11 protein-coding genes are annotated in these 11,217 nt (G+C 43.3%); 2 read left to right on the forward strand and 9 right to left on the reverse strand.

The window, feature by feature from the left end; translation table 11 throughout:
- Positions 1–39 precede the first annotated feature (39 nt).
- Positions 40–621, forward strand: coding sequence for a Uma2 family endonuclease (locus tag JGK39_RS19420; protein ID WP_293296362.1), 582 nt, complete (start codon positions 40–42; stop codon positions 619–621).
- 237 nt (positions 622–858) lie between these two features.
- On the opposite strand, the gene JGK39_RS19425 is transcribed toward JGK39_RS19420, so the two are convergent.
- A complete protein-coding gene (locus JGK39_RS19425; protein WP_293296360.1) occupies positions 859–2,253 on the reverse strand; it encodes an ATP-binding protein in 1,395 nt (464 codons plus the stop codon).
- Between the two features lie 210 nt (positions 2,254–2,463).
- Here JGK39_RS19425 and JGK39_RS19430 point away from each other — a divergent pair, with 210 nt between their 5' ends.
- Complete coding sequence (locus JGK39_RS19430; protein ID WP_293296358.1) at positions 2,464–4,491, forward strand: polymorphic toxin type 44 domain-containing protein; 2,028 nt, start codon at positions 2,464–2,466, stop codon at positions 4,489–4,491.
- A 135-nt stretch (positions 4,492–4,626) separates the two neighbouring features.
- Here the strand turns inward: JGK39_RS19430 and JGK39_RS19435 are convergent, their stop codons facing one another.
- The 8 genes from JGK39_RS19435 to JGK39_RS19470 all read right to left on the reverse strand — a co-directional run.
- Complete coding sequence (locus JGK39_RS19435) at positions 4,627–4,872, reverse strand: type II toxin-antitoxin system HicB family antitoxin (protein WP_293250492.1); 246 nt, start codon at positions 4,870–4,872, stop codon at positions 4,627–4,629.
- Positions 4,866–5,123: a DUF433 domain-containing protein gene (locus JGK39_RS19440; RefSeq protein ID WP_366048855.1), complete on the reverse strand. Its 258-nt coding sequence runs from the start codon at positions 5,121–5,123 to the stop codon at positions 4,866–4,868. The genes JGK39_RS19435 and JGK39_RS19440 overlap by 7 nt, the downstream gene beginning before the upstream one ends.
- Before the next feature lie 280 nt (positions 5,124–5,403).
- Entirely contained in the window at positions 5,404–6,399 is a 996-nt protein-coding gene (locus tag JGK39_RS19445) for an AEC family transporter (protein ID WP_293296357.1), read from the reverse strand.
- Positions 6,400–6,614: 215 nt separating this feature from the next.
- Positions 6,615–6,821: a glycogen debranching protein gene (locus tag JGK39_RS19450; protein ID WP_293296355.1), complete on the reverse strand. Its 207-nt coding sequence runs from the start codon at positions 6,819–6,821 to the stop codon at positions 6,615–6,617.
- Positions 6,822–7,035: 214 nt separating this feature from the next.
- A complete protein-coding gene (locus tag JGK39_RS19455; RefSeq protein WP_293296353.1) occupies positions 7,036–7,521 on the reverse strand; it encodes a GNAT family N-acetyltransferase in 486 nt (161 codons plus the stop codon).
- Positions 7,522–8,045: 524 nt separating this feature from the next.
- On the reverse strand, positions 8,046–9,119 hold the full coding sequence (locus tag JGK39_RS19460; RefSeq protein WP_293250507.1) for an RNA polymerase sigma factor, RpoD/SigA family: 1,074 nt from the start codon (positions 9,117–9,119) through the stop codon (positions 8,046–8,048).
- 125 nt (positions 9,120–9,244) lie between these two features.
- Entirely contained in the window at positions 9,245–10,918 is a 1,674-nt protein-coding gene (locus JGK39_RS19465) for an ABC transporter ATP-binding protein (protein WP_293250510.1), read from the reverse strand.
- 99 nt (positions 10,919–11,017) lie between these two features.
- Positions 11,018–11,217: hypothetical protein (locus JGK39_RS19470; protein WP_293250513.1), on the reverse strand; the 200-nt coding region annotated here is incomplete at its 5' end.

Consider the following 11,217-nt stretch of genomic DNA (forward strand, 5'->3'; position numbering starts at 1 on the left):
TTCGCTAATATGGAAAAGCGATCGTAAAAGGTAAGTCAGATGGTTGTCGCAATTTCTAAAGCAGGATTGGGTACAGGTGCGGCTTTCCTGTCAAACGTGACATGGGAGACTCTGGAAAAGTTGGATGCAGATTTGGCCCAAACTGGGGCGCGCTTAACTTATTTGGATGGGTGTTTAGAAATTATGGCTCCTTTATCTGATGCTCATGAAGAACCTAAAAAAACTTTAGGTCAGGTTTTAGAGATTTATATGCGGACGAAGGAAATTCGTTTCTACGCCCGTGGTAGTACAACTATCGGGATGAAGGAGTTGGGTGCACGGAAGGAACCAGATGAGTCTTATTGTTTGGGTACGCGCAAGTCGGTTCCAGATTTGGCGATCGAGATAACAGTGACGAGTGGTGGAATTGATACGCTGGAAATCTATCGTCGTGTGGGAGTGCAGGAGGTTTGGTTTTGGGAGGATGGGGTAATTTCGGTTTATTGTTTGCGTCCAACGGGATATGAGTTGGTGAGTAAGAGCGAACTTTTGCCGGATTTGGATTTGCGATCGATCGAGTTTTATTCGCGGATGGCCGACCAATATGATGCGGTGAATGCTTTTATGCGATCGATGATTTAGTTGAAACTGCTATTATATAAACCCGGCGGTTGAAACCGCGTCTATACAAACTTTCGTCCGCCTCCGCGGACTAAGAAATAAAGGGGTGGAATGTTATTTATACCAATCTTTTATGAGGCTGCATAGAATCCGATCCCCCCTAACCCCCCTTAATAAGGGGGGGACAAGAGGGTGGTCAAAGTCAACCCCTACTCCCCTTATTAAGGGGGATTTAGGGGGATCGAAATATATGCTACTTCATATTAAATTGGCATGAGATTGAATATATGCTTTAAATACAGGATTAATCTGAAACTTCGATCGCACTCCTACTAACACTTTTTCCACTAAGCCGCGCCGTGCTAAAGATTGTATGGCTTGCCACAATTCAGATTTGGATAATTCACTGTCAGCAGGTTGTTGTGAAATATCTACAGCTTCATCTTGAGTGGCCAACCAGTAGCCTACCTTTTTTTCTGACTCCGATAAACGCTCTAATTGAGATTCTAAAAATGGCTCTAAATCACCTAAATAGATATCATTTTTATCTGCTAAAAACCGGGAAACGCTACCGTCAAATAATTCTAAGATTGTTGAAGCTATGATATTTAACCAGGAAGGATGACCTTGATAAAGGGCGATTAAGTCTGACCATTTTTCCTCATCTGTCAATTCTTTTTCTCTGATAATTTCTGCGGCTTGTTCTCCTAAGCCTTTGAGGTGTAAGGTTCGTGCGGGTCGGTTTACTGCTTCTAAAGTAGTGATTTCTCTGGGTTTTTCCCAACTGAGGAGGATTAAACAACTCTGATGAGAGGATGTGGCAATTTGTTTTAAAAATTTGCCATAGTCTTCATAGCCTGCTAAATATTGACCTGCTAATTGACTGCTTTTAAAAATATTCTGTACGTCATCAAGGATTACTAAACAGCGAGAAGATCGAAAATAATCGATGACTGTGGGTAATGGGGGTTGTGGCGATCGCCCAAAAAATTGCTTGAGTTCGGTTTGGAGGGTTGAAAGTGTGGGTGTGTCAGCGAGGCTTAACCAAATAGTATAATCAAATTGAGTTTGAGTTTGTTCGATGAGTTTGAGGGCGATCGCACTTTTGCCAATTCCGCTTAAGCCGTAGACGGTAATCAAGCGGGTGTGGGCTTGTGAAATCCATTGTTTGAGGGTGGAGAGTTCTGAGGTGCGATCGTAAAAGCTTGTTAATTCGGGTGCGTCGGTTAAATTGATGATTGGGGATTGACTTTTATTTTGGGGAGAATTTGGGGGAAAGGGCGATCGCTCTTTAGTATCTTCTGGATATTGTCGGTTTTCTGCACAGATATTGATACGACTATTAATGTTACTACTAACAATCTGTGAAGAGTGACCATAATTGTAAATGGTAGATAATGCTTTTCTTTCTAAAATAGAGCGAACATTCACCTTGTTGATATCTTCTCCTAACATATCTGATAAAGTCTGCCATAATTCGGCAGCTATATTTTTAACATGGGACTTACTGCGATGGCATTTTTTAGCAAGTTCTTCATATTTTAATCCTTGCCAAGCCCCTTCTAGGATAGCCATTTGCAGAGAATCCAGGTGTTTTTCAGCTTTGGCAAATACAATGTCATCCGCCCACTGTAAGAGTTCCTCACTATTCATAGGCTGAGTTTGAGTTGAAGTATAGCTTAAGGTTATCTTAATTTATCATACTTTTCCGTACCTTGACAACGCAATCATACCTTATTAGCTAGAAAATCAAAAAATTCCTGACTTTATCGTACTTTTTAGAGTTGTAATATTTTTGCGTAATAAACTAAGCTGACTGAAGCAAGACTTACCTTCCTTGATAAAAGTATTACTTGTCATATCATGTTTGAACTATCTAAAGTTTTTGATGCTGGCTACTACTCCAAAATGAATCCTGATTTACAAGCGGCAGGTTTGGTAAATCCAGAACAATTATTGAACCAGTTCCGTCAGTTTGGTGTGAATGAAGGGCGGAGCTTTTCGCCTTATGTTGACTTGGATTTTTATGCCGCAGTGAATCCAGACTTAGCGGCTATCGGTTTGAAAAATCCCAAAGAGTTACTTGACCATTTAATTACTTATGGCATTAATGAAAAACGTCGCTTCTCTCCCAAGGTTGATTTAAACTTTTATGGTGCTGCTAATCCAGAGTTAAAGACTGTCGGATTGACCACAGGGGAACAGTTGTTTGACCACTTAATTAATTATGGTGCGAGAGAAGGAAGACAAATTGTTTCGCCTGTTTCTTCTCTGCCTCAAGATACTCCAGCTAAAACTGTATTCCCTGAACAGCCCAACATTCCTCAAATACCTGTATTTCCGACTTTTCCTGCTTTACAATTCGCAGATTTAGTTGCTAGTAACTATGTTTCAAGCAATCGATTTAACAGTTCTTTAGAGCCGGATATTAATGCAATATTAACCTCGGGTTGGCAAACTGTGCTCGGTCAACTTAAAAAGTTTGTTAATGAGCCTGCTTTTTCTGAAAAGATGACTATCGCTTTTGGAGAAAGAATTGATTTAGACTCTGCTACATCTTTAATTCAAAACTTATCTAATGGTCAATTTTTACCTCAAATTGAAATTCTTTCACTTAAAGATATCAACGGCTATAATGGCGCTTTTGATGTTCTAACAAATACACTTTACATTTCTGAAGATTTCCTGCTGCGAAATGCCAATAATCCTGACGCGATCGCTAGTGTCCTTCTTGAAGAAATCGGTCATTCCGTTGATTCTCGTGTCAATGCAATCGATTCTGTAGGAGATGAAGGAGAAATTTTTTCAGCTTTGGTTCGAGGAACTAATTTGAGTCCGGCTGATGTTTTGACTTTAAAATCTGAAAATGACCAAGTTACTATCAGTCCCAATGGACAGCCTATTTTAGTCGAAACATCAGCCTCAGCGTGGACAACGGCTGTTTGGGACTGGAATTGGAATAAAGTAGGAGATACTACTTTGCCCAAGCGTAATGATCGATTAAATGGTGTAAATGTAGACTGGGGAACCGGATCAATCCTGGGACGTTCGGACAAGTTCATTGCTGGAATGTGGAATTACTCTTACTTTGATGCCAATAAAACCTATAAGTTTCGAGTCAAAGCCGATGATGGATTTTATTTATTTGTGAGTCCCGATGGAGAAAATTGGAAGAGTTTTATGAATCAATGGGAGTATGCTTACAATAATAATGACAACTATAAGACTTTTAAGGAATATAGTTTTACGCCTACCACCAGTGGCAATCATTATGTTTGGGCTTATGTTTTTGAAAACGAAGGTGCTGCGTCTTTTGATTTTTCCTGGGATAATGGTTGGGATAAAAATCGCGGCGGATTGAATTATGCAGATGGTGATTCAACTCTTCAATATATGTACGAAGAGATGAAAAATAATGCTTCAAGTGATTATGTTAAAAACATAAAACGCTTGAAAAATGAATGGTGGAATCCTGCATCTCAAGGCACGGCTGATGGTCTATGGGTAAATAAAGTTCGTGACAATGGAGAATGGGATCATAAGTGGAAATTAGACGATAAATTAAAGTTGAGAGCTTCAAATGATGTTTATTATCCTGTCTGGGGGAATAGCGATCGTGAGTTTTTCTATGATATATGGTCAAATATTCACTATGGTTACGTTGGAAAAGCTGTTGGGTATTCTGACTTCGTGCTACAATCTGCTGCAAGTTTAAATGATTTAGGGAAATTCAATTTAGACTTTAAGGATACCAACGCAATCAAGTTAGGCATTGAATTATGGAATGAAACAGGAGGAAATCCCAATAACTTAACTCCTGAAAAGTTGCGACAAAAAGTAATTAGTAAAGCGTCAGAGCTTAGCACGATTAACATTGTAAATGGAGCCTAAAAAAATAATGATCGGTGACGCGAAGGTTATCTTTTAACATAAACTGATGCCTTTTTCCCGAATAGGGGCCGTCAAATCCCAGTTGTTTCAGGTAATAAATTAAGTCTCGACGTTTGACTGGTTTTAAAGGAGGCATCAGGCAACTTCCTTGGTAACTGTAAGGTCGATATTATCAAGGACAGGTAAAGAAAGATTCATTGTGAGACTAAGTAAGATCCAGTCTTCCAATACCTCTTGCAATTCTTCTCGACAAGCTTCGAGAGTTACAGCATTTGCATAGACTCCCTCACAGATAGGAATTTCTCCGTAGAAAGTCCCATCATCAGGGAAAATTTCATACTTAGCTTGCTTCATGGCAGCTTGGATGTATTTAGTTAACATATTAAAGCAATCTCCTTTTTCTTAAGCACCATTTGATACTCAGCTTCAACATCAGCGCGATTTGCCTCAATATAAGCTAAAGCCGCGTTAATTTGTTCTTCTGTAAGGTCAAACAATCCCCTGATAAACTTAGGCGGGTATTGAGCCGTTACATAGTCCATGATGTCGTAGATCGTGATGCGCGTACCTGCGATCGTCAGTCCTCTTTCTGTACGGATGATAACTGTTTGTTCGTCGGATATGCTTGTCATGCCTCTAACTTCCTAGAAGTTATTTCTATATTATAATAATTATCAAAACTCTTGCAACAATCATTGTTTTTGGTTTGTTTGCGCTCACCCTGAGAGTAAGGTGCGTCGCTCATCGATTGTCGATTTTCATTGAGGATTTAAGGGCGGCGACCCACCCGGTTTCTGACTTCTCACAGACTCCAAGAAACCGGGTTAGAGCGATTATTTACGCATCCTTACCGAGATTTTGAAAAGAAACCCGGTTTCTAATTCCCACGCGCCCCACGCGATCGTCCAACAGTCAACTAAACCCAGCTAACCACAAGGGAAGCATCAGCAGCAAACCGACAGAAGTGAGGGCGATGCTGCTAGCTAACAAATCGCGATCGAGTTCATATATTTCTGCTAAAATCAGCACCGAAAGAGCCGTGGGCGTTCCCGACATCAATACCAACACGAACCTCGGATCGCCGCTCAATCCAAAAAAACTAGCACCCAATCCGATCAGCACCGGCACAATTACTACTTTTAACAGCGACGGGATTAACGCTAGTTCAAAACTTTGCCATGTTTTAATAGATCTCAGGCGGATACCAACCAGCAGCAAAGCACTAGCAATTACCCCGAAAACTGCCGCCTGCAATCCCGATTCTACTGTCTCGGGTAGGGGGATACTTCTCGTAAAAAAACCTATGATAAATGCCCAGAGAGCGGGAACTGTCAGCACGTCACGAAGCTGAATCCACCAGTGATTTTTTTCGTCGGAATGCCCGAAATAGCTAGCAAGAAATACACCGAATCCGTAACTTCCGATCACGTTGTTGGTGACGCTGTACAAGACTGCCCAGTTGTTGTTATCGCTGCTGATGATGGCGGGGGTGATTGCTAATCCGACAAAGCCGGTATTGCCTAACATTGCAGCTAGGATAAAACTACCTTGGCTCGATCGCGTCAATGAATTTACATTTAATAGAAATAAATTAACTAAAGAATGTTTGCCCTCAAAATATGGCTTTTTGACGTGGCGGGCGCTCACCCGCCGCAATAACACCCAAGTCAACCAAGCTAAACTCGTACTGACAAATAATACGAATATGGCGATCGCGGGCGTGAATCCCACAGCACCGGAAAAATCGCTCTGACGGGCTAAAACTGCAATTTGCAGCGGTATCCCAATCCAGAACAGAAAGCGGCTCAGCAGCTTGGGAAAATCAACTGGGATGTACCGAAACAGCAGCAGTCCCAAGCCTGTCCAGATAACTAGAGGCGTATAAGCGTGAAATAATGTCTCAATCATAAAAACTTAACTTGACAATTTGAAATGTCTCTATTGATTAATAGTAAAGCCCAAACCCCTTGGAAAAAAGCGATTTATCCTTAGCCCAGCCCCCGTAGGGGCGTGCTGGGCTAAGGATTTGTCTTACATTTTCCGAACAGATGTGCTGTGTTTTCCTGTCCTTTCCTTGACACCGAAACACGGCGAGACTAAATCTGCTGATTAGATTGTGCCGATCAATTCAATTTCAAAGAATTAACAGGCACCTCATCCCAAGAAGTAACAGTTCGCAATGTAGCAACCCAGCCCTGTTCTTTTTGCTCTGCCGTCAAATTCTGCTCAAAAGATTCGTGGCATTGCTTCGCTTGAGTCTCATCGCCACAAGCAATGCAAGCATAAAGAATACCCGACGGATCGATTTGCTCGTTTACCCAAATAATCACGATCTGCTCTCTCAGTCAAAATCTACTGTTAGTTAAATTTTCCTATATTTTTGCCAATTATTTACTAGGATTTACGCAACAAAAAATTGACCCGCGAGGTGCCCAGAAACCGGGTTGTTCGCGAAAATACCCGTTACAGACGGCAGATTCACCAAAAAACCCGGTTTCTGAGAGTCGTTTATGAGAGTCGGAGCGCGATCGCCAACTGATAAAATTACTTCGAGGCCAAACTCGCCAAAGACTCGCCCGCCACCCGGCAAATCCGCCAGTCGGGCATCACATCAGCACCGATTCCCTTGTAAAATCCGATCGCCAATTCATTCCAATCAAGCACACTCCACTCCAAGCGCCCGCAGCCCCTTTCCACCGTCAACCGCGCCAAATAAACAATCAAAGACTTACCAATTCCGCGCCCGCGAAACTCAGGAAGCACAAACAAATCCTCCAAATAAATCCCCGGCTGAGTCAAAAAAGTAGAATAATTGTAAAAAAATAGCGCCCAGCCGACAATCCGATCTTCGCATTCTGCTAGAATTGCTTCAGCAAAAGGGCGATCGCCAAACAAATGATTTTCCAAATCAACCGCATTACCTGTTACCGCGTGAGATAACTTTTCGTACTCAGCTAAAGCCTCAATCAAATCAAACAGCACCGGCACATCGGCGCGGGTAGCCGGACGCAAAATCACCTCATCAGACATAAATCAATCAGTAGTAAGCGACAATCAACAATTAAATATAACAGAAGTCATTAGTCATTAGTCATTAGTCATTAGTCATTAGTCATTAGTCATTATTTGTAGGGTGCGTCGCCATTAAAAATCCCATACATATATCGACAATCTCATAGCGACGCACCTAGATTTTTCAATAACCAGACAAACAACCCCGAGTTTCACTCCGCCCAAGTTGTAGGGTGCGGATCCATAAAAAATCCCAAAAATTACTCCTTACCAGGCAGAAGCCTGGTAATACCATTTTTCTGACCTATATGCTATGGATGAAGTCTTAGCCCCCCCGAAATCGCGGGGGGGTTGGGGGGGTAATATTTAGCGCTACTTTATGAAAGGCAGAGCCTCTGAATATTTGTTCCAAGGCAGAGCCTTGGAACCAGTTAAAACCAGTTAAACCCTTGGCAATGCGCGTGCATGTTTGTATAGACGCGAATGACCTTCGCCGTCCGATCTTTAAGATTTTTCAAAATGCAAACTCAATGTTTTCGAGCTTATTTCAACCAGCCCTTCAACCGTTCCGTCACTTGAGGGCGGCGCAGCTTTCGCATTGCCTTATTTTGAATTTGACGGACTCGTTCGCGGGACAAATTAAACAAACTGCTGACTTCTTCTAAAGTGTAAGGTTCGCCAGTGATCAAACCGTAACGCATCGCAACAATCTCTTTTTCCCTCTCGGTCAAAATATTATCCAACACCTCCAAAATATCTTGGCGCATCATCATCTCATTCATCTGAGCTTCGGGAGATTGCGTTGCGTTATCTTCAATAACATCCAAAAGTTCCGAACTTTCTTCCGTGCCGATGCGGTGGTTGAGAGAAAGAGACTGTCTGCGTACTTGCTGGAGATACCGAAGCTGTTCGGCAGTTACTTCCATTTCTTTAGCAAGTTCAATTTCAGTGGGATTGCGTTGAAGAGAACGCTTCAAATCCCGATAAACTCTTTTGAGTTTATTTAACTGTTCGACAATGTGAACTGGCAACCGAATTGTCCGCCCTTGATTGGCAATGGTGCGGGTAATTCCTTGGCGAATCCACCAATAGGCATAGGTAGAAAATTTATAACCCTTCTCAGGATCGAACTTTTCGGCGGCGCGGTTCAAACCTAAAGCTCCTTCCTGTATTAAATCAAGGAAAGGTACGCCCCGATTGAGATAGCGTTTGGCGATAGAAACCACCAAGCGCAAATTCGAGCTGATCATTTTCCGTTTTGCTGACTGACACTGGTAGCGGAGTTGTTGTAGTTGAGTTTCGCTTACCCCCAAAGCAGCGGCGATTTCAGCTTTTGTTGGTACTCTGTCCAATTCCTGCTTTAAACGCTCTTCTAGTTCCTGAAGTGCTACCAATTCTTGAACGCGGCGCGCCAACTCTACCTCTTCGGTGGCACTCAGTAGAGGATAGCGAGCCATTTCTTTGAACAAAGCTCCCACGGGATCGTCGGCAGACCAACTGTTGTATGCTGACGATCTTGTTACCGTCGGACGATCGATCTCGGTGTCCTCATCCTCTGCGATTGCGAGTGAGGCTTCGGATGCCACCGCAAAACTGCCTAAGTCAGATTTTGCCATATGTGCTTGGTGTCCGTGGGATGATTTGAAAAGTATCCCTTCACTGTAACCAATTTAATCAGAAATTTCCGAAATCCATCTAGAAGTTCGTGACTGATATCAGATAGCACCAATTTTATACATTTTTATTGAGTTCTAGCCAGCAAAGGAGCAGCCTGCAATAACTGCTGAGTATAAGGGTGCTGCGGATTAGTAAAAATATCCCTAGTTTTCCCGATTTCCACAATTTTTCCTGAATTCATTACAGCAATGCGATCGCAAAAAAATCTCGCCACCCACAAATCGTGCGTAATAAACAGATAAGTCAAATTAAATTCCTGCTTCAACTCCAACATCAGCTCTAATACTTGAGTCTGCACGCTAGCATCCAGCATACTCACCGGTTCGTCACAAATAATCAGTTGCGGCCGAGTAATCAAAGCTCTGGCGATGGAAACCCGCTGCTGTTGTCCCCCCGACAGTTCCCCCGGATAGCGGCGAAAGAAATCCTCTCCTGGAGTCAAACCCACCCGCTCTAACATTTGGATTACTTGTTTTTTAGCTTCTTCTCCATTAGCTAATTTGTGAATCAACAAAGGATCGGCAATACTTTGCCCGACTGTCATCATCGGATTCAAGCAAGCGTGGGGGTCTTGAAATACCATTTGCATTTGGCGGCGGTGTTTCCTGACAGCATCGGGACTGAGAGCCGTGATATCTATTCCTTGAAATTCAACTTTGCCACCCGTGGGGGGAATTAGCCGCAAAATCGTGCGAGATAACGTACTTTTGCCGCAGCCTGACTCCCCTACTAGCCCGAGGATTTCTCCCCGTTCTAGCTCTAAACTAACGCCATCTACGGCTTTAATTACCTGGCGGTTCCGCGAAAATAATTGATCTAATAAACTGCTTTCTAAACTGTAGTGCTGCTGTAAATTCGTCACAGTCAACAGAGGTGAATTTGTTAAGTTTGTAGTGAGGACTTCAGTCCTTCTTTCCTCCGATGTTAACCCTTTACCCGAATCAGCTTGAATGTGCAAAGCTGCTTTCAGGAGCGATCGAGTATATTCGTGCTGCGGGCGTTCAAACACATCCAACACCGGCCCAGTTTCCACGACTTTGCCGCCGTACATCACCGCAATGCGATCGCAATACTCAGCCACCATCGCCAAATCGTGAGAAATCAGCAAAATCGCCGTTCCCCTGGAAGCGCAAAGTCGGGTTAATTCCTGCAAAATCTGAGCGGCGACAGTTACATCCAAACTCGTCGTCGGTTCGTCGGCCACAATTAACTTCGGATCGAGCAAAAGAGCCAAAGCAATTGCCACTCTTTGGCGCATTCCGCCGCTAAATTCGTGGGGAAATTGATCCCAGCGAGACGCCGGAATTTTCACAGCATCCAAAATCTCGATCGCCCGTTGCTTAGCTTCCTTGCGATTCAAATTCGGTCTGTGAGCCTGCAAAGTCTCCATACAGTGTTCCCCGACAGTCATCAAAGGATCGAGACGAGTCATCGGATCTTGAAAAATCAACGCCACAGCTTCGCCCCGAAACCGTCTGAGGCGCGAAGCATCCATCTCAAACACCGACTCTCCCCCAAAAGCAACCCGCCCCTCAACCAAAGTCGAATCCGGCAACAACCGCATCGCCGCCCGTCCCAAAGTTGACTTACCGCAGCCAGACTCCCCAACCAATCCCAGTTTTTCCCCCGGTTCCAGCGCCAGGGAAACCCCATCAACGGCCCAACCGGATACGCCTGGCCGCTGAGGATAAGCTACTCGTAGATTTTCAACCGAAAATAGAGAAGAGTCATTAGTCATTAGTCCTTAGTCCTTAGTAATTGGTAATGGGTGATTGGTAATTGGTAATTGGTAATTGAGGAATTGGCAGGCAGGATAATTATTAATTTTTTTGTTAATTCAATTCACTTCATAACTCATAGCACCCAAATTACCAATTCTATCGTTGACCTTGGCATCGGAATCATATTTTGGGGATTGCAGTGCGAGCTTAAGAGCTTGCTTTTTGAACGCGGAACCAAGCGGGATGCTCGCTTTTGGAATACTCACGAGCTTAAGAGCTCGCACTCGGAGATAATCTCGTTGACCTTGGCATCGGA

The organism is Microcoleus sp. PH2017_12_PCY_D_A, from assembly GCF_020738565.1.
In the GTDB taxonomy this organism is placed as follows: domain Bacteria; phylum Cyanobacteriota; class Cyanobacteriia; order Cyanobacteriales; family Microcoleaceae; genus Microcoleus.

What these genes read in the sequence shown, in the direction of transcription:
- JGK39_RS19430 (WP_293296358.1), top strand. Translation starts at nt 2,464, where the DNA reads ATGTTTGAACTATCTAAAGTTTTTGATGCTGGCTACTACTCCAAAATG.
- JGK39_RS19440 (WP_366048855.1), bottom strand. Translation starts at nt 5,123, where the DNA reads ATGACAAGCATATCCGACGAACAAACAGTTATCATCCGTACAGAAAGA.
- JGK39_RS19465 (WP_293250510.1), bottom strand. Translation starts at nt 10,918, where the DNA reads ATGACTAATGACTCTTCTCTATTTTCGGTTGAAAATCTACGAGTAGCT.
- JGK39_RS19455 (WP_293296353.1), bottom strand. Translation starts at nt 7,521, where the DNA reads ATGTCTGATGAGGTGATTTTGCGTCCGGCTACCCGCGCCGATGTGCCG.
- JGK39_RS19460 (WP_293250507.1), bottom strand. Translation starts at nt 9,119, where the DNA reads ATGGCAAAATCTGACTTAGGCAGTTTTGCGGTGGCATCCGAAGCCTCA.
- JGK39_RS19435 (WP_293250492.1), bottom strand. Translation starts at nt 4,872, where the DNA reads ATGTTAACTAAATACATCCAAGCTGCCATGAAGCAAGCTAAGTATGAA.
- JGK39_RS19445 (WP_293296357.1), bottom strand. Translation starts at nt 6,399, where the DNA reads ATGATTGAGACATTATTTCACGCTTATACGCCTCTAGTTATCTGGACA.
- JGK39_RS19420 (WP_293296362.1), top strand. Translation starts at nt 40, where the DNA reads ATGGTTGTCGCAATTTCTAAAGCAGGATTGGGTACAGGTGCGGCTTTC.
- JGK39_RS19425 (WP_293296360.1), bottom strand. Translation starts at nt 2,253, where the DNA reads ATGAATAGTGAGGAACTCTTACAGTGGGCGGATGACATTGTATTTGCC.